Source organism: Streptomyces sp. D2-8 (genome assembly GCF_023184515.1).
Classification (GTDB): Bacteria; Actinomycetota; Actinomycetes; order Streptomycetales; family Streptomycetaceae; genus Streptomyces.
Map to the genome: position 1 here is coordinate 96,111 of NZ_JAAHBP010000024.1, position 16,354 is coordinate 112,464.

Here is a 16,354-nt window from a genome sequence, read left to right on the forward strand (position 1 = left end):
AGGCTGGACGAGTGAGCAACCACCTGCCGAACGAAGCCCGAGTCATCCCTCTGCGCCGGCACCGTGCGCGTCCCGCCGGCGCACCGCCGCGCCAGGCGCCGCCGGCCCCCGCGAAGGAGCCGCTGTGGCGGGACCTCGTGGGTGACGTCCTGCGCCGCGAACGCCTCGCGCAGGAGCGCACGTTGAAGGACGTCGCCGACGAGGCACGGATCTCCATGCCCTACCTCTCGGAGGTGGAGCGCGGCCGCAAGGAGGCCTCCTCGGAGGTCCTCGCGGCCGCCGCCCACGCCCTCGGACTGAACCTCGGCGACCTGCTGGCGAGGGCACAGGGCGAACTGACCCGCGTCACGTCACGTCACGCGGGCGGCAGCCGCCGCGGGCTGTCCACCTCGTCGCACGACGGAATGTGCCTGGCCGCCTGAACCGTATCGGCCGGCCGGCGCCTCAGACCCTCACGAGGCGCCGGCCGAGCACCTCGTCGGCCAGCCCGTAGCCCACCGCCTCCTGCGCGGTGAACACCTTGTCGCGGTCCATGTCGGCCCGCAGGGCCGCCACGTCGTGGTGGGTGTGCCGCGCCAGCACCTCCTCCACCTGGGAGCGGATCCGCACCATCTCCTTGGCCTGGAGCGCAAGGTCGGACACCATGCCGCGCTGCCCGCCCGCGGCCGGCTGTCCGAGCAGCACCCGCGAGTGCTCCAGCACGAACCGCCGCCCGGGATCCCCGCCGGCCAGCAGCACGGCCGCCGTGGAGGCCGCCTGCCCGACGCAGAACGTGGAGATCGGCGCCTGCACGAACGTCATGGTGTCGTAGATGGCCATGAGCGAAGTGAACGAGCCGCCGGGGGAGTTGAGATAGATCGCGATCTCGCTCTCCGGGGACGACGACTCCAGGTGGAGGAGCTGGGCGATGACGACGTTGGCGACGCCGTCGTCGATCTCGGTGCCGAGGAAGATGATCCGCTCGGACAGCAGCCGGCTGAACACGTCGTAGGACCGCTCGCCCTGCGGGGTGCGCTCGACGACGTTCGGAATCGTGTACGTACCCATCACTGCAGCCCCATCCTGCGCCGGGTGGCCGCCGGGCGGACGTCCGCGAGGGACTCCACGACCCGGTCCACCATGCCGTACTCCCTGGCCTCCTCGGCCGTGAACCAGCGGTCGCGGTCACCGTCCCGGGAGATGGTCTCCTGGCTCTGGCCGGTGTGCTCGGCGGTGATCCGCTCGATGGTCCGCTTGGTGAACTCCAGGTTCTCGGCCTGGATCTCGATGTCGGCGGTGGTGCCGCCGATCCCCGCCGACGGCTGGTGCATCATGATCCGCGCGTTCGGCAGGGCGTAGCGCTTGCCCGGCGCGCCGACGCTCAGCAGGAACTGGCCCATGCTGGCCGCGAAGCCCATGGCCAGCGTGGAGACGTCGTTCGGGATGAGGCGCATCGTGTCGTAGATGGCGAGGCCCGCGTGCACCGCCCCGCCCGGGCTGTTGATGTACAGGCTGATGTCGGTGTGCGCGTCCTCCGCGGACAGGATGAGCAACTGGGAGCAGACCCGGTTCGCGGAGACCTCGTCGACCTGGGTGCCCAGCAGCACGATGCGCTGCGCGAGCAGCTGGGCGGCCAGATGGTCGTCGAACCGGGTCGGAGGGGTGTCGCCCTCCTCCGCCCGCGGGGCGAGTGTCGTGAGTGGAGTCATCGGTTCCTCCTCGTCGCGGCGACGGGGCCGCGGACAGGTCGGGGATGTGCCGTCGACTCCACTCTTGACCTCGGACGATGCCGGCGAACGGTTTCTCTGCCCTCGGCAGATCCGCTACCGGCAGAGCCCGAAGGCTCAGCCCCTCTCGCGCAACTGGCGGAAGAACGCCCGCACATCACCGACCAGCAGCTCCGGCTCCTCCATCGCCGCGAAGTGCCCGCCGCGCCCGAACTCCGTCCAGCGGACGATGTTCTCCGTCCGCTCCGCCTTGTGGCGCAGCGGGATCTGGGGGTCGCCGAAGAAGGACGCCACGGCGGTCGGCGCGGTGGAGGGCTCCTGCGGGGCCGCGATCCTCTCGCCCCGGGCGTGGGCGCGCTCGTAGTAGACCCGGGCCGACGAACCGGCCGTGCCCGTCAGCCAGTACAGCATCACGTTCGTGAGCATCAGGTCCCGGTCGACGGCCTCCTCGGGCAGCTCCTCCGAGTCCGTCCACTCCTGGAACTTCTCCACGATCCAGGCGAGTTGCCCCACCGGGGAGTCCGTCAGCGCGTAGGACAGGGTCTGCGGCCGGGTGGACTGCACGTGGAAGTAGCCCGTGCCGTCGCGGGACCACTCCGCCCACCGCCGCCACGAGGTGAGCGTGCGCTCCCGCTCCGCAGGGCTCAGCGCCTCCAGCTCCTCGGCGGTCGGCTCGACGGCCGCCTGTGCCCCGGGCAGCAGATTGAGGTGGACGCCGACGACCCGGCCCGGGTGGGCGCGGCCCAGTTCGCGGGAGATGGCCGCACCCCAGTCGCCGCCCTGGGCGCCGAACCGCTCGTAGCCGAGGCGTGTCATCAGCTCGGTCCACGCGTCGGCGATCCGGCGCGCCTCCCAGCCGGTCTCCCGGGTGGGGCCGGAGAACCCGAAGCCGGGAATGCTCGGCAGCACGACGTGGAAGGCGTCGGCCGGATCCCCGCCGTGGGCGGCCGGGTCCGTCAGCGGTCCCACGATGTCGGCGAATTCGACGATCGACCCCGGCCACCCGTGCGTGACGAGAAGCGGGGTGGCGTCGGGCTCGGGGGAGCGGATGTGCGCGAAGTGCACCCGCGCGCCGTCGATCTCGGTGATGAACTGCGGCCACGTGTTCAGCCGCGCCTCCGCGGCCCGCCAGTCGTACTCGTGCCGCCAGTACCGCACCAGCTCGCGCAGGTAGCCCGACGGAACGCCGTACGTCCAGCCCACGCCGGGCAGCTCCTCGGGCCACCGGGTCCGGTCGAGGCGCTCGTGGAGATCGTCGAGGTCGCTCTGCGGTACGTCGATACGGAAGGGACGGATGCCGCTGTCGGCGGGCGTGGACGTCATGACCGCGATGCTAGATGTGAACGGTGTAGTGGCCACCTGATTTTGCCGGCCCTCCGACCGATGAGTTCCCAAGCGAGCGCCGGTCGACAGTGGTGACAGCGTTCCACGCCTCCAGGAGGACTCATGGCCACCGACGGTTTCACCACATGCCTCTGGTTCGACGGCGAGGCCGAGGAGGCCGCGCACCACTACGTCTCGATCTTCAAGAACTCCAGCATCGGCAAGATCGCGCGCTACCCGGAGGGGGCGCTCCAGGCCGCCGGCAGCGTGATGACCGTCGAGTTCACGGCCAACGGGCACCGGTTCCTCGGGCTCAACGGCGGCCCTCAGTTCAAGTTCACCGAGGCCACTTCCTTCATGATCTTCTGCGAGAACCAGGAGGAGATCGACTACTACTGGACCAGGCTCACCGAGAACGGCGGCGAGCCCGGCCCCTGCGGCTGGCTCAAGGACAGGTTCGGCGTGTCCTGGCAGGTCGTCCCGGACCGGCTCGACGCGATGATCACCGACCCGGATCCCGCGAAGGCCGCCCGGGTGACCCAGGCGTTCATGGCGATGGGCAAGTTCGACATCGCCGCCCTGGAGAAGGCGTACGCGGGCGGGTGACGCGCCGCGGTTTGGGGCAGGGCCGTGGCTTGCGGGGAAGCCGCCCTGCCCCTACACGCCCTCGGTCAGGATCTCCCCGATGACGTACCGGGAGTTCTCCGCGACCGGCGGGTTGGTCTCCCAGTAGTACGGCAGCGCCACGACCGCGATCGACAGGGCCCAGCCCCGGGCCCGTGCCCACTCGGCGTCGCCGGCGCCCACGGCCTCGCGGAAGAAGCCGCGGGCCTCGGCCGGCAGCAGGCACCAGGCGCCGATGAGGTCGACGGCGGGATCACCGACCCCCACCGTGCCGAAGTCGATCACGGCGCTCAGCCGTCCGCCCGTGACCAGGAGGTTCCCGGCCATGAGGTCGCCGTGCGCCCAGACCGGCGGCCCGGTGTGCTCCGGAGCCCGCAGGGCCTCTTCCCACACCTTCGTCACCGCGGCGGTGTCGACCCGCCCCGCGAGTTGCGCGAGCGCCTCGCGCAGGAAGGGATCCCGGGCCGCCGGCGGCACTCCCCGGCAACCCGGAGGGCCCTCCGACGCGTCGATGCCGCGCAGGGCCGTGAGGTACGCCGCCAGGTCCTCGGCGAGCAGTCGGGGCTCCTCGAGCCTGCCGGGCACGGGGTTGCGGCCGTCCAGCCAGGTGTAGACCGACCAGGGCCACGGGAACCCGTCGCCGGGCTCACCCCGGCCCAGGGGCTCGGGGGAGGCGGCGGGCAGCGCCGGGCCCAGCCGGGGCAGCCAGCGCAGTTCGTGCGCGATGGCCTCCACGGCCCGCGGATGCCGGGGGAGCCGTACGACCTTGTCCGCGCCGAGGCGGAACATGGCGTTCTCCGTGCCGGAGGACTCCAGGCGCCGCAGGGGCAGTCCCGCCCACTGCGGGAACTGCCCCGCGATCAGCCGGCCGACGAGCGAGTCGTCGATGTCCAGCTCGTCCTCATGCATTCGCGCAGCGCACATGGCGCTCATTGGAGCGGTCAACGGGCCGCCTGTCGAACGGTTTTGGTGACCTCCCGGGCGATGCGAAGGATCCCGGGGGAGCGGACCGGGCAGGGCTTCGGCTTGGACGTCGTGGGGGCCAGGCAGAAGTGCAGATAGTCGTCGTCGCGGTGCAGGGCCGTGCGGTCGCGGCCGGGCTGGGTGCAGAGGCCGGGGTGGGCACGCTCGTGGGCCGTGCACGGCAGGTACTGCGTCCAGGTGTAGCGGCCGGTGGCCGGGCTCACCGCCTTCCCTGCGTCCGCCACGAAGTCGCCCGAGGCGGCGGCCCGCTTCTCGTAGAGCGCGTTGACGCGCCGGACCCGGTCGGGAGTGATCGGATCCGGGCCCTGTGACACCCAGACGATCCTCGGGCGGCTGCCGCCCCCGGCCGTGGCGATCTGCTCGGTGAGCCGGCGGGCGTCGGCGTCGTAGCGGCTGAAGTACCGGGCCGGGGACTTGTCGTAGGTGATGCCGTCCATGCACGGCGTGTAGCCCCAGGAGTTCCCCCAGAACTGCAGGACCACGAAGTCGGGCCGCAGCCTGCGCACCAGCGCGGCGGCCTTGTCGGCGGCCGGCACCAGGGACCGGTCCGCCGTGCCCTCCAGGTAGTCGCACAGGGTGGTGCCGGAGTACGGGGCGCCGGTGTACTCCGCCTTCAGGTCCCTGCGCAACTCCTGGCCCAGGACCTTCTGGCCCTCCATCGCCAGCGAGTCGCCGAGGTACAGCACCCTGGGTGCCTTCTCCGGTTCCCGGCCGGGGGAGGCGGGTGCGCGCTGGTGGGTGGTGGCCGACGCGCGCGGTGCGGCCGGTGCCGGGGCCTCGGGCGCGGACGCGGGATCCCCGCACCCGCCGAGCAGCACCCCGGCCAGCAGTAACCCCACGACCCACGGCTTGCGCATACGGCAACTCCCGCCCCGGCCACCGAAACGGCACCCAGGCAAGCACAGCCGGGCGCCGGGGGGAAGACATACGCCGGACGCGATGGCTCGGCCCGGTCCGCGATCGGAGGCTGAGCAGCCCGGCGCGCTCGGTGCACGCCCGCTCGACGCGCGGGCCGGCCCCCGGGTGACTAGCGTGAGGAAGCGGACGATTCCACTCATTCGGAGAGGGCCGTAGCCATGGCGGTACAACCTGAAGGAACCCCTTGCTGGGCCGACGCGATGTTCAGCGACCTCGAAGGGGCCAAGAGCTTCTACGGGGACGTCCTCGGCTGGACGTTCGCCGAGGCGTCGGCGGAGTTCGGCAACTACACGGAGGCCTATGCGAACGGCAAGGCGGTCGCCGCCGTCGTCCCGCCCATGCCCGGCCAGGAGGGCCCGTCGCAGTGGTGCCTCTACTTCGCGTCCCAGGACGCCGCCGCCACCGCCGCCCGGATCCGTGACCACGGCGGCGAGATCCTGATGGAGCCGATGCGGGTCGCCGACTTCGGCACCATGTGCCTGGCCCGCGACCCCGGCGGCGTCGTCTTCGGCGTGTGGCAGGCGGGCACCCACGAGGGCTTCCAGGTGATGGGCGAGCCCGGCGCCTACACCTGGGCGGAGATCTTCACCCGCGAGCCCGGGAAGTCCGACGCCTTCTTCCCCGCCGTCTTCTCGTACCGGCAGCGGGACATGGAGGACGAGCAGGTGGACTTCCGGGTCTACGACCTCGGCGAGCACACCGTGCTGGGCCGGATGCAGATGACGGAGGAGTTCCCGCCCGAGGTGCAGCCGTACATCAACGTCTACTTCACCGTCGAGGACTGCGACGAGGCCGTGGCGAAGGCCACCAAGCTCGGCGGCGTGCTGCGGTTCGGCCCGATGGACACTCCCTTCGGCCGGTTCGCGGCGATCAGCGACCCGCAGGGCGCGAGCTTCTCGGTGATCGACATCACGAAGACCGAAGGCGAGATGCCGAAGCTGACCGACGTGGCGTAGGCACCCGGACCTCCCGGCCGGACCGCTTCCGCGGCCATGGCATGATCGAGCGCATGCGTGAACGTGTTGTGGCCGCGTGTGACGGGGCTTCGAAGGGAAATCCCGGACCCGCGGGCTGGGCCTGGGTCGTCGCCGACGCTTCCGAGACGCCGGAGCGGTGGGAGGCGGGGCCGCTCGGCAAGGCCACCAACAACGTCGCCGAACTCACCGCGCTGGAGCGCCTGCTGACGGCGACCGACCCGGATGTGCCGCTGGAGATCCGGATGGACTCGCAGTACGCGATGAAGGCCGTCACCACCTGGCTGCCCGGCTGGAAGCGCAACGGCTGGAAGACCTCCGCCGGCAAGCCGGTCGCCAACCAGGACCTCGTCGTGCGCATCGACGAGCTCCTGGACGGCCGCTCGGTCGAGTTCCGCTACGTCCCCGCCCACCAGGTCGACGGCGACCGGCTCAACGACTTCGCCGACCGCGCCGCCAGCCAGGCCGCCACCGTCCAGGAGCCCGCGGGCAGCGGCTTCGGCTCTCCCGAGCCGCCGCCCGCCCCCGACACCCCGGCCAAGGCCCCGCGGTCCCGCCCGCGCGGCGGCGCGGCCCGCACCGCCAAGACCGCGGGAGGAAAGGGCGCCGCGCGCACGATCAAGGCGAAGTTCCCCGGCCGCTGCCAGTGCGGCCGCTCCTACGCCGCCGGCGAGCCCATCGCCAAGAACGACAGCGGCTGGGGCCACCCGGACTGCCGCACGGGCGCGACCGTCTGATCAGACGTCGAACGTGTAGTGCGGTGTGTGGTCCAGCAGATCCGCCGGGCTCATGTCGTGCCACGGCCGCATCGTCTCGTTGAGGTCGATCACGTTCGGCGTGCCCGCGGTGGGCAGATAGCCGGAGCCGGGGTGCCGGCGCTGCCAGTCGGCCCACAGCTTGTCTATGTAGGCGTGGTGCAGCCAGAACACCGGGTCGTTGGGGGAGGCCCCGGTGGCCATGTGCCCGCCGACCCAGACGTGGACGCGGTTGTGCAGATTGACCCCCCGCCACCCCTCGAGGTGGTTGCGGAAGCCGTCCGAGCCGCTGTTCCAGGGCGCCATGTCGTACGTGGACATCGACAGCACCGACTCGACCTCGGACCGCGTCGGCAGCTCGCGTACCCCGGAACCGAGGGAGCGCCGCAGGAACGTGCGGCCGTCGACGCGCACGTTGATCGGCCAGTTGCCGCCGGACGAGGAGAACGGCCCGTCCGGCACCCTGCCGTCCCGCTCCCGCCCGGTGCCCCCGAGGAAGTCGGGCGCCCACAGCGAGGCGCGCGGCGTACGGTCGACGGTCCAGTCCCAGTACGGCAGTGACACCGACGCGTCCACCGACTGCAGCGCCCGCTCGAACTCCAGGAGGAATCTTCGGTGCCAGGGCAGGAAGGACGGTGAACGGTGCCCGGTCCGCTCGCCGTTGTCGGTGTCGGAGACGATGAACGAGTTGTGCGTCGTGACGAACTCGTCGTAGCGGCCGCTGCGCTTCAGCTCCAGCAGCGCGGCGACGAAACGCCGCTTCTCGTCGGCGGTCAGGGTGGACTGGTTCTTGCGGACAGCCATGTGCGGGTGCTCCAGATGCCTTGCGATGCGGTTCAGTTGGCGGGGAAGGGCAGCAGGGCCGCGCCCTGCAGCTCGTCCACCGCGGCGCGGGCGGCGGCGCGCGGGGTGGCCACCGGGTCGTAGTGGCTGACGACGCTGATCCAGCTGCCGTCGGCGTTGCGCATCACGTGCAGCTCCACCCCGTCGACGAACACCGCGATTCCCGCGCCGTGGTGGTGGTGACCGGACCCGCCGGCCGGCCGGCCCTGTATCCGGCGGCCCTTGTAGACCTCGTCGAAGGTTCCGGGGGAGTCGTGGTGCCCGGCGGCCGAGGCCGGGGGGATGGCTGACAACGTCCCCGCGCTCGTGGCGAGAACGGCAGCGGCGGTGAGCGCGCTGCGGCGGCTGAGTTCCGGCATACGGACCTCCTGGGTGGGTTCGGCTGATGACCCCGCATGCCTATCGGCACGCCCGCTACCGGGAGAAATCCACGCGAGCCGGTTGGCTGTGATCCGGGCAATTCCCCTTATGTGGTGCAAGGTTGAACCAAGATGATCTTGTCGCGAGGTGTCTGCGTACGCGTGCGGAAGGGGAAATTCCACCGGTGGGGGGTGCTGTGGCGGATGTTTCTGCCTGTGCGGTCCGCTGTCCGTGGTACGCGTCACGCCGCGAAACTGGCGCGATCCGGCGGTCCGGCCGACGGTGCCCGCGTGCTGCTACTCTGCGTCGGCAATCGACAGCTCTCGGTAATTCTCAGGGGTGTGCGTGAAGGTCGCCTGTGTCGGCGGCGGGCCCGCCGGTCTGTATCTCTCGATCCTGCTCAAACGGCAGGACCCGTCCCACGACATCACCGTCTACGAACGTGATCCGGAGGGTTCGACCTACGGCTGGGGCGTGACGTACTGGCGCGGACTGCTCGACCAACTCCACGAGCAGGACCCCGAGTCGGCGGGCGCCCTCGACGCCGGTTCCGTCCGGTGGAGCGACGGCGTCGCCCACGTCCGGGACCTGACGACCCGGCACAGCGGCGACCAGGGGCACGGCATCGGCCGCCACCGGCTTCTGGAGATCCTCACCGCCCGGGCCCGCGACCTCGGCGTGCGTCTGGAGTACGAGCGCGAGATCACCGCCGGCGGCCTGCCGTCCGGCGCCGACCTGATCGTGGCGGCCGACGGGGTCCGCAGCGCCCTGCGCACCCGCCACTCCGCCCACTTCGGCACACAGCTCACGCCCGGGCGCAATCACTACGTCTGGCTCGGCACCCCCAAGGTCTTCGACGCCTTCACCTTCGCCTTCGTGGAGACCGCCCACGGCTGGATCTGGTGCTACGGCTACGGCTACGGCCCCGACCGCAGCACCTGTGTCGTCGAGTGCGCACCCGAGACCTGGACCGGGCTCGGACTGGACCGGGCGAGCGAGGCCGACGGGCGGGCCCTGCTGGAGAAGCTCTTCGCCGGCGTCCTCGACGGGAACCCCCTGCTGGGCCGCCCCGGCGGCACCCCGTGGCAGACCTTCCGCACCCTCACGAACGACACCTGGCACCACGGCAACCTCGTCCTGCTCGGCGACGCCGCCCACACCACGCACTACTCCGTCGGCGCCGGCACCACCCTCGCCCTGGAGGACGCGATCGCCCTGGCCGCCGCGCTGCGCGAGCACCCGGAGCTGCCGCAGGCCCTCGCCCGCTACGAGCGGGAACGCAAGGCGGCCCTGCTGCCCGTACAGAGCGCGGCCCGCTACAGCGCCCAGTGGTACGAGAACCTGCCGCGCTACATGCAGCTGCCCCCGGAGCGCATGTTCGCCCTGCTCGGCCAGCGCCACTCGCCCCTGCTGCCCTACGTTCCGCCCCAGCTGTACTACCGGCTCGACCGGGCGGCAGGGCAGCTGGAGCCGCTGCGCCGGTTCAAGCGCTGGCTGGGTCCGAAGGTCGCGCGGACCGTACACGCACGGGCGCTGGCGTCCCGCGAATAGCCTCCGGAATCCTGGGTGGATTGCTGTTCACTGATTGGGGTGAACAGCAATCCACCCGCGCCTCGCTCGGCGCCGCCCACCCTCATTCTGCGGGCCGTGCCACCCGGGCAGACCGCCTCCGTCAACGGCGTCAACGTCCTGATGCGCACGATCGGCCTGGACGGCTTGCGTACCTCACCCCCTGGTCGAACCCCCTAGCCGAACAGCCGCTCCAGGAAGGTGTTGCCGTACACCCGGTGCGGATCCAGCCGGTCCAGCACCGCGTCCGCCGCCGCCCACTCGGCCGGGCCGACCGCCGCCGGAACGACGCTGCCCAGCATCTCCTCGTCGCTCCACACCCCGTCGTCCGTGTACGCCCACCCCTTGGACCACTCCACCCGGGTGAGCGCGAACCCGCCGTCGAACGTGCGCAGCAGGAACCGCTCGATCTCGCGCAGGAACGCCTCCGCGTCCGGTGTGCCCGGCAGCGTCAGGACGTCCAGCCACACGGCCGTGTCCCACTCGGGGTGGTCCTCGGGCGGCCGCAGCGCCGACAGCAGCGGCGGACGGGCCCCCGCCACGTCGGCGTCGCCCGGGTCGTCCAGGCCGGTCACCCGGATCTCCACCGAGCCGTTGACCGGGAAGCTGCCCCGGGCGGCGTACGCCGTCAGCCGCTCGCGGTAGAAGGCGGCGAACTCGGAGACGACCCGCTGCACCCGGTCCCGCGAGGTGAGGACCGCGTAGCCGTTGGCGTGCACCTGTAGCGTGGTCGGTTTCAGATACAGCAGCGTGTTCTTGGACGGCCCCCAGAGGTCCGCGGACAGCGTCGTCACCAGCCCGAGCGCGGCGGCCTCGTACTGTGCGGTGCCGAGCACCGGCGCCAGGTACCAGGCCGCCTCCGACGTCATCCGCCCGACCAGTTCCGCCACCGGCGCCGGGATGTTGTCCGAGAACGGGTAGTTGTACGGCCGGTTCACCTTCCGCGAGGTCAGCGGCCGGGTGGGCGAGACGCTCCACACCTTCAGCCAGGGGTAGTCGGTGAAGGCGAACCAGATCGCCTCGACCCGCCCCGCCTCGTCCAGGAAACGCGCGAGGGTCCGCCCGTCGCCCGAGCCGGGCGCGGCGAACAGTTCCCCGGCCGGGATGTCCGTGCGGCTCACGCACCTGAGGTCGGTGTTCGCGCCGACCCGCAGCACCACCTCGGTCACCAGGGACCGCCCCAGGTGGGTCAGCAGCGCGGCGCAGTCCGCCTCGTCGCGGTGGAACGTGCGCAGCACGTAGGCGCCGGCCCGGGAGTCCCACACGACCGCCGTCAGCGACAGGATCAGATTGCTGAGCGAGCCGTACGTGTGCCCGGCCCGCCGTGGCTCGCCCCGCGCGGGTACGGCGGTGCCGTGCGCGTCGACGGCGAGGGCGCCGCCCAGGGTCAGCACGCCGGGAGCGGGGGCGGCCGTGACGCCGAGGCCGTGCTCCTCCAGGAAGGTCAGCAGGGCCTCCATGGTCACGCCGGTCCCGGCCCGCACGGCGGTGGGGGAGTCCAGCGCGAGGCCGGTGAGGTGGGGCGCGGTATCGACGAGGAGGACCGGCGCACCGGACGGTGTCCCCTCCGTGACCGTCAGGGGCGACCAGCCGTGCGAGGCGCCCCGGGCGCGCACCCGCCACCCCTGCCGCCACGCCCAGTTGACGACGGCGACGACCTGGCCCGGGCTGTCCGGCGCACAGGCCCACAGACCGTCGGCGGTGATCTCGCCGACCCAGTTCCGGTACGCCGAGCGGTACAGCGCGACGTCCGCGGGGAAGTCCGGCAACTCCGCCGCTGCGGCCGCCGGATCCGCCGGCAGACCGGGCACGGCGGCCAGCGCGGCGGAGGTCAGGAGGAAGCCCCGGCGCGTCCAGGACGACGCGTCCGACGGGTAGTTGTTCGCTGAACCAGTGGTCACGTGGAGTCACGCTAGGGGCTGGTTGACAGGTGATGCGTTCCTGTCGCACCTATTCACTCGTGTGAGTGAATCGAGCAGGCTCGGCAGACCGGACCGATACGTTCCGCGCCGTGCGGTGACGGATGACAGACTGACACCCATGGACGAGCGCACATTCGACAGGTCGGGTCAGCACGCCTCCGTCATCGGTCTGGGCACCTGGCAGCTGGGTGCCGACTGGGGAGACGTCGACGACAAGGAAGCCCTCACGGTACTGGAGACGGCGGCCGAGGCCGGGGTGACCTTCTTCGACACCGCCGACGTGTACGGCGACGGCCGCAGCGAGCAGACCATCGCCGCGTTCCTCAGCGGCCGCCCGGACCTGCACGTCATGGTCGCCACGAAGATGGGCCGCCGGGTCGACCAGATCCCCGGGAACTACGTGCTCGACAACTTCCGCGCCTGGAACGACCGCTCCCGGCGCAACCTCGGCGTCGACCGGATCGACCTGGTGCAGCTGCACTGCCCGCCGACGCCCGTCTACTCCACGGACGAGGTGTTCGACGCCCTCGACACCCTGGTCGAGGAGGAGCGGGTCGCCGCCTACGGCGTCAGCGTCGAGACCTGCGAGGAGGCGCTGACCGCGATCGCCCGGCCGAACGTGGCGAGCGTGCAGATCATCCTCAACCCGTTCCGCATGAAACCCCTGCGCGAGGTGCTCCCGGCCGCCCGTGAGGCGGGCGTCGGCATCATCGCCCGCGTACCGCTGGCCTCGGGCCTGCTGTCGGGAAAGTACACCCGGGACACCGTCTTCCCGGAGAACGACCACCGCACCTACAACCGGCACGGCGAGTCCTTCGACGTGGGCGAGACCTTCTCCGGCGTCGACTACGCCACCGGTGTGGAGGCAGCCGCCGAGTTCGCGGCGCTCGCCCCCGAGGGTTACACCCCGGCCCAGCTGGCCCTGCGCTGGATCGTCGAGCAGCCCGGCGTCACGACCGTGATCCCCGGCGCGCGCTCACCCGAGCAGGCCCGGGCCAACGCGGCCGCCGCCCGCCTCCCGGAGCTGCCCGGCGAGACGCCGGCGGCGATCCGCGACCTGTACGACCGGCGCATCAAGGGCCAGGTCGAATCCCGCTGGTGAGGCCGGTTCTCACGGCTCCAGGAGCAGCTCCCTCTCCTGCTCCTGGTCGCCGGAGGCAACGCCGTCGTCGCGGGCCGTGAAGGTCCGGGTGAGCGTGTCGCTCGCCCGCCGCACGGCCTCCGGGCTGCCCTGCACGGTGACGGTCACGGGCGCGGAAAGCCGCCCGGGACCCTCTCCGCCACCGCCGGAACCCGCATCCGTCTCCCCGTCGAAGGTCGCCGTGTGCACCGTCGCCTTCTCGTCGGCGGGAAGCTCGTCCGGCGACCCGAACGTGCCTTCCAGGGCCCGGACGACGGTTCGCGCGTCGTCGGCACCCCCGCCGCTGAGCGTCACGGTGAGCTGCGTACCGGACATGCGTCCACGACCTCCTCGTGCTCTGCGTCATTCGCGCCGTCCGTGTAACCGTCCGCTGATCTCTCAAACCGCCGCGAGCCCCGGGACGACGACTCGTTCCGGGGAACCTGGGAAAGAGGAGGGCTCGGACTCACACCGGGAGGAACAGTGGCGGCGGACGCGGCAGAGGGCGGGGTCATGCGCCGGGGGCGCAACGAGACGGAGGAGGAGAGAGCGGACCGGATGTGGCAGGAGCTCATCCAGGAAGTCCGCGTGGCGCAGATGGGCGTGCAGATCCTGTTCGGCTTTCTGCTCACGGTGGTGTTCACCGAGAAGTACGACGACCTCTCCTCCGCCGACCAGACGATCTATCTCGTGACGGTCGTCCTCGGCGCCTGCGCGACCGGGGCGCTCATAGGCCCGGTGTCCCTGCACCGCCTCGTCTCCGGGCGGCGCGTCAAACCCCAGGCGGTGCAGCTGGCCTCGCGGCTCACCCTGCTCGGGCTCGTGCTGCTGCTCGCCACGACGACCTCCTCACTGCTGCTGATCCTGCGCGTGGCGACGCACGACGGTTTCGTGCCCTACCTGGTCGCCGGTGTGGTCTGCTGGTATCTGCTGTGCTGGTTCGTCCTGCCGCTGTGGACCCGGCGCCGTTACACGTCGAGGTGACGCCACCGCGACCAGCTGCCGGTCGTGCACCCGGCTGAGCAGCAGCAGCGACGCGGTCGCCCCGATCAGCGCGCAGAACATGTCCCACTGCGTGTCCCAGACATCGCCCTGGGTGGCCAGGAAGGCGTCCGCCGCGTGTCCGCCGGCCACGGCGGCCGCCCACTCGAGCATCTCGAAGACGGCGCTGAAGGCCAGACAGACGCACACGGTGAGCGGAGCGAGCCAGCGGCTGTCGCGCAGCGGCGAGGTGCGCACCAGCAGTTCGCGCACCAGCACCGCCGGGACGAAGCCTTGCATCAGATGGCCGAACCGGTCGTAGGGATTGCGGTCCCAGCCGAAGGCGTCCCGGACCCGGTCGCCGACCGGCACCTCGGCGTACGTGTAGTGGCCGCCCACCATGAGCACCACGGCGTGGGCGGCCAGCAGGCAGCACAGCAGGCCGGTGAGCGGGAAGCGCCGCCGGGTCAGCACCAGGAGCGGCAGGCCCACCACGACCCACACGACCTCCAGGAACCAAATCGTGCGGTCGTGCGGGTTCCATCCGGACAGGGCCAGCACCGCGAGAACGCCCCAGGCGAGGGTGGCGGGCAGGGACGGACGGCGACCGGAACTCACGTCGGACACAGCGGACACGGCGGGCTCCTCTCGGGGCAGCCCATCGTCCTCGCGGGGGTGGGACCCCGGCATGAGTACGCCTACTCATGCCGGCCGCGATTCAGCTCCCGGCGATGACGTTCGCGAGGAAGTCGTCGACATGGACTTCCTCGCACCCCGGCGGAACCACCTCGTGGGTCTCGCGCAGGAACGCCGCGAACCCCGGCGCCCACGCGAACACCACCGCGTGGTGCCGACCGCCGTCGGGGCGGGCGTCGCCGAAGAACTCCATGCGCAGCTCCTGCCACATCCCCCGCGACTCCGGGCGCATCCGCACGTCGCCCACCCCGACCGGACGCCGCAGCGCGTCACCGAGCATCTCCCGGTCCAGCTGCCACCGGGCCAGGACCCGGCCGTCGTGGCTGAAGACCACGGTGACGGCGAACGGGTCCGCGGCGTCGTAGCTCAGGTGGGCGAGCACGGAGAAACGGTCCGTGTCACCCGCCTGGAGCTGCACCACCAGGGTCTTGTGGACGAACGAGTTCACGAGGGGGCCTCCGGGAAGTACCGACGTAGAGCCCTCTAGTACCCCCGATCCAGCCGGAATGCTCAGCCGACCGGGTGATTCCCGCGAGCACCGCGCAGCGACTCGATGCACACGGCGACGGCCCGCTGGAGCTCCTCCAGACGCTGCACCATGTCGTCCTCGTAGAACTCCCCGGCGTCGTCGAAGGTCAGCTCCTCGAACACCTTGGTCGCCTTCTGCAGGCTGCTGTAGAACTTCGTGCGGCGCTCCCGCACCCGCAGCCCCGGGTCGGCCTCCACGACCTCCACGACGAGGGACTTCATCGTGTCGTACGCCTCGGCGGCCCACTCGCCGGCGTTCTCGTCCTCGTCCAGCTCGTCGATGAGCGACAGGTGCCGCTCGGCCTCCTGCCGCAGGTCGGCGGGTGCGTCGACGGTCTGCCCGGCGGGCGTCTTGATCTGCCCCGACTCGGCGATCTGGCGCACGTATCCGATCCGGTCGGCCGCCTTGCTCTCACCGGCGACGGCCTTCTTCAGCTCGTCGGTGCGCACGACGTCACGGGCCAGCTCCGACTGGAGGTCAGGGTCCTCGCGGACCCGGTCCAGCAGGGCCTGGCGGGCCGCCCGGGCGGTGGAGGGGTCGGCGAGGATCGCGGCGCGCAGGGCCGTGGGGTTCTCCGCGACCTCCAGGGCCTTCGTGGGCCGGATGCCCTCCGCTTCGGCGGCCTCGGTGATGGCGGTGCCGCGCTCGGAGGTCGCGCTGTTGCGGGAGACGTAGTAGCTCAGCCACACGTCGGCGTCCGGCAGGTCCACCTCCTGGCCCGGCGTCAGCGCCTCGAAGTGCGGGACCATCCCGTCGTCGGCCGCCCGGTCCCACGCCTTGTAGTAGCGCATGACCCGCTCCGGGGAGCAGCCGGCGAGTTCCGCGAACTCCTTCGCGGACACCTTCGGCGTCTCGTCCGCGCCCTGCCCGCCGGGCCGCACACTGCGCGCCACCTTCAGCCCGAAGGCCCACCCTCCGGTCCGGGCGTACACCCCGAACTCCCGCGCGTCCCGCGCGACCAGGTCGGAGACGGGCGCCGGGGCAGCGGGGGACGTCTCGGGCGGGGTCATGGCTACGGTCACGGACGACTCTCCTGAGGCGGGGCAGATC

At 71.6% G+C, this 16,354-nt stretch carries 18 protein-coding genes and 1 pseudogene; 7 read left to right on the forward strand and 12 right to left on the reverse strand.

Annotated elements, in window-relative coordinates; genetic code table 11:
- Nucleotides 1–11 precede the first annotated feature (11 nt).
- A complete protein-coding gene (locus G3I77_RS33455) occupies nt 12–422 on the forward strand; it encodes a helix-turn-helix transcriptional regulator (RefSeq protein WP_308311434.1) in 411 nt (136 codons plus the stop codon).
- A gap of 22 nt (nt 423–444) precedes the next feature.
- Here the strand turns inward: G3I77_RS33455 and G3I77_RS33460 are convergent, their stop codons facing one another.
- From G3I77_RS33460 to G3I77_RS33470, 3 genes are all read right to left on the reverse strand, one after another.
- A complete protein-coding gene (locus tag G3I77_RS33460; protein WP_248509780.1) occupies nt 445–1,047 on the reverse strand; it encodes a ClpP family protease in 603 nt (200 codons plus the stop codon).
- Nucleotides 1,047–1,688: an ATP-dependent Clp protease proteolytic subunit gene (locus tag G3I77_RS33465; RefSeq protein ID WP_248509782.1), complete on the reverse strand. Its 642-nt coding sequence runs from the start codon at nt 1,686–1,688 to the stop codon at nt 1,047–1,049. Before G3I77_RS33465 ends, G3I77_RS33460 begins: the two co-directional genes overlap by 1 nt.
- A gap of 135 nt (nt 1,689–1,823) precedes the next feature.
- Nucleotides 1,824–3,029, reverse strand: a complete 1,206-nt coding sequence (locus tag G3I77_RS33470) for an epoxide hydrolase family protein (protein ID WP_248509784.1) — start codon at nt 3,027–3,029, stop codon at nt 1,824–1,826.
- Between the two features lie 123 nt (nt 3,030–3,152).
- Here G3I77_RS33470 and G3I77_RS33475 point away from each other — a divergent pair, with 123 nt between their 5' ends.
- Nucleotides 3,153–3,635, forward strand: a complete 483-nt coding sequence (locus tag G3I77_RS33475; protein ID WP_248509788.1) for a VOC family protein — start codon at nt 3,153–3,155, stop codon at nt 3,633–3,635.
- Between the two features lie 51 nt (nt 3,636–3,686).
- On the opposite strand, the gene G3I77_RS33480 is transcribed toward G3I77_RS33475, so the two are convergent.
- Nucleotides 3,687–4,562 carry an aminoglycoside phosphotransferase family protein gene (locus tag G3I77_RS33480; protein WP_248509789.1) on the reverse strand — a complete coding sequence of 292 codons (876 nt, stop codon included), beginning with the start codon at nt 4,560–4,562 and terminating at the stop codon, nt 3,687–3,689.
- 32 nt (nt 4,563–4,594) lie between these two features.
- Nucleotides 4,595–5,494: an SGNH/GDSL hydrolase family protein gene (locus G3I77_RS33485; RefSeq protein ID WP_248509790.1), complete on the reverse strand. Its 900-nt coding sequence runs from the start codon at nt 5,492–5,494 to the stop codon at nt 4,595–4,597.
- Between the two features lie 219 nt (nt 5,495–5,713).
- Between G3I77_RS33485 and G3I77_RS33490 the strand changes: the two genes are divergently transcribed.
- Together G3I77_RS33490 and G3I77_RS33495 are read left to right on the forward strand one after the other, a co-directional pair.
- Nucleotides 5,714–6,511: a VOC family protein gene (locus G3I77_RS33490; protein WP_248509791.1), complete on the forward strand. Its 798-nt coding sequence runs from the start codon at nt 5,714–5,716 to the stop codon at nt 6,509–6,511.
- A 41-nt stretch (nt 6,512–6,552) separates the two neighbouring features.
- Nucleotides 6,553–7,266 (forward strand): ribonuclease H, encoded by a 714-nt coding sequence (locus G3I77_RS33495; protein ID WP_248509793.1) that lies wholly within the window; start codon nt 6,553–6,555, stop codon nt 7,264–7,266.
- Here G3I77_RS33495 and G3I77_RS33500 read toward each other — a convergent pair whose 3' ends face one another.
- Both G3I77_RS33500 and G3I77_RS33505 read right to left on the reverse strand, forming a co-directional pair.
- Nucleotides 7,267–8,088, reverse strand: a complete 822-nt coding sequence (locus G3I77_RS33500) for a tyrosinase family protein (protein WP_248509794.1) — start codon at nt 8,086–8,088, stop codon at nt 7,267–7,269. It lies immediately after the preceding gene.
- Between the two features lie 32 nt (nt 8,089–8,120).
- Entirely contained in the window at nt 8,121–8,486 is a 366-nt protein-coding gene (locus G3I77_RS33505; RefSeq protein ID WP_248509796.1) for a tyrosinase cofactor, read from the reverse strand.
- 340 nt (nt 8,487–8,826) lie between these two features.
- On the opposite strand from G3I77_RS33505, the gene G3I77_RS33510 reads away from it, so the two are divergent.
- On the forward strand, nt 8,827–10,038 hold the full coding sequence (locus G3I77_RS33510) for an FAD-dependent monooxygenase (protein ID WP_248509800.1): 1,212 nt from the start codon (nt 8,827–8,829) through the stop codon (nt 10,036–10,038).
- 194 nt (nt 10,039–10,232) lie between these two features.
- On the opposite strand, the gene G3I77_RS33515 is transcribed toward G3I77_RS33510, so the two are convergent.
- Nucleotides 10,233–11,957: a cholesterol oxidase substrate-binding domain-containing protein gene (locus tag G3I77_RS33515; RefSeq protein WP_248509803.1), complete on the reverse strand. Its 1,725-nt coding sequence runs from the start codon at nt 11,955–11,957 to the stop codon at nt 10,233–10,235.
- Between the two features lie 139 nt (nt 11,958–12,096).
- Between G3I77_RS33515 and G3I77_RS33520 the strand changes: the two genes are divergently transcribed.
- A complete protein-coding gene (locus G3I77_RS33520) occupies nt 12,097–13,080 on the forward strand; it encodes an aldo/keto reductase (RefSeq protein WP_248509804.1) in 984 nt (327 codons plus the stop codon).
- A gap of 9 nt (nt 13,081–13,089) precedes the next feature.
- On the opposite strand, the gene G3I77_RS33525 is transcribed toward G3I77_RS33520, so the two are convergent.
- Nucleotides 13,090–13,434 carry a hypothetical protein gene (locus G3I77_RS33525; protein WP_248509805.1) on the reverse strand — a complete coding sequence of 115 codons (345 nt, stop codon included), beginning with the start codon at nt 13,432–13,434 and terminating at the stop codon, nt 13,090–13,092.
- Between the two features lie 177 nt (nt 13,435–13,611).
- Here G3I77_RS33525 and G3I77_RS33530 point away from each other — a divergent pair, with 177 nt between their 5' ends.
- Nucleotides 13,612–14,082, forward strand: a complete 471-nt coding sequence (locus G3I77_RS33530; protein ID WP_248509954.1) for a DUF6328 family protein — start codon at nt 13,612–13,614, stop codon at nt 14,080–14,082.
- A 129-nt stretch (nt 14,083–14,211) separates the two neighbouring features.
- On the opposite strand, the pseudogene G3I77_RS33535 reads toward G3I77_RS33530, so the two are convergent.
- The 3 genes and pseudogenes from G3I77_RS33535 to G3I77_RS33545 all read right to left on the reverse strand — a co-directional run.
- Nucleotides 14,212–14,769: pseudogene (locus G3I77_RS33535) on the reverse strand (DUF2238 domain-containing protein); the annotation flags it as partial.
- Nucleotides 14,770–14,797: 28 nt separating this feature from the next.
- Nucleotides 14,798–15,223, reverse strand: a complete 426-nt coding sequence (locus G3I77_RS33540; protein WP_248509808.1) for an SsgA family sporulation/cell division regulator — start codon at nt 15,221–15,223, stop codon at nt 14,798–14,800.
- Nucleotides 15,224–15,285: 62 nt separating this feature from the next.
- The gene (locus tag G3I77_RS33545; RefSeq protein ID WP_282574270.1) at nt 15,286–16,314 is read right to left on the reverse strand and encodes a hypothetical protein; all 1,029 of its coding nucleotides are present in this window, start codon (nt 16,312–16,314) and stop codon (nt 15,286–15,288) included.
- Between the last annotated feature and the right edge of the window lie 40 nt (nt 16,315–16,354).

Coding starts and splice junctions, on each gene's coding strand:
- G3I77_RS33460 (WP_248509780.1), bottom strand. CDS start 1,047: ATGGGTACGTACACGATTCCGAACGTCGTCGAGCGCACCCCGCAGGGC.
- G3I77_RS33465 (WP_248509782.1), bottom strand. CDS start 1,688: ATGACTCCACTCACGACACTCGCCCCGCGGGCGGAGGAGGGCGACACC.
- G3I77_RS33470 (WP_248509784.1), bottom strand. CDS start 3,029: ATGACGTCCACGCCCGCCGACAGCGGCATCCGTCCCTTCCGTATCGAC.
- G3I77_RS33475 (WP_248509788.1), top strand. CDS start 3,153: ATGGCCACCGACGGTTTCACCACATGCCTCTGGTTCGACGGCGAGGCC.
- G3I77_RS33480 (WP_248509789.1), bottom strand. CDS start 4,562: ATGCATGAGGACGAGCTGGACATCGACGACTCGCTCGTCGGCCGGCTG.
- G3I77_RS33485 (WP_248509790.1), bottom strand. CDS start 5,494: ATGCGCAAGCCGTGGGTCGTGGGGTTACTGCTGGCCGGGGTGCTGCTC.
- G3I77_RS33490 (WP_248509791.1), top strand. CDS start 5,714: ATGGCGGTACAACCTGAAGGAACCCCTTGCTGGGCCGACGCGATGTTC.
- G3I77_RS33495 (WP_248509793.1), top strand. CDS start 6,553: ATGATCGAGCGCATGCGTGAACGTGTTGTGGCCGCGTGTGACGGGGCT.
- G3I77_RS33500 (WP_248509794.1), bottom strand. CDS start 8,088: ATGGCTGTCCGCAAGAACCAGTCCACCCTGACCGCCGACGAGAAGCGG.
- G3I77_RS33505 (WP_248509796.1), bottom strand. CDS start 8,486: ATGCCGGAACTCAGCCGCCGCAGCGCGCTCACCGCCGCTGCCGTTCTC.
- G3I77_RS33520 (WP_248509804.1), top strand. CDS start 12,097: ATGGACGAGCGCACATTCGACAGGTCGGGTCAGCACGCCTCCGTCATC.
- G3I77_RS33525 (WP_248509805.1), bottom strand. CDS start 13,434: ATGTCCGGTACGCAGCTCACCGTGACGCTCAGCGGCGGGGGTGCCGAC.
- G3I77_RS33530 (WP_248509954.1), top strand. CDS start 13,612: ATGCGCCGGGGGCGCAACGAGACGGAGGAGGAGAGAGCGGACCGGATG.
- G3I77_RS33545 (WP_282574270.1), bottom strand. CDS start 16,314: ATGACCCCGCCCGAGACGTCCCCCGCTGCCCCGGCGCCCGTCTCCGAC.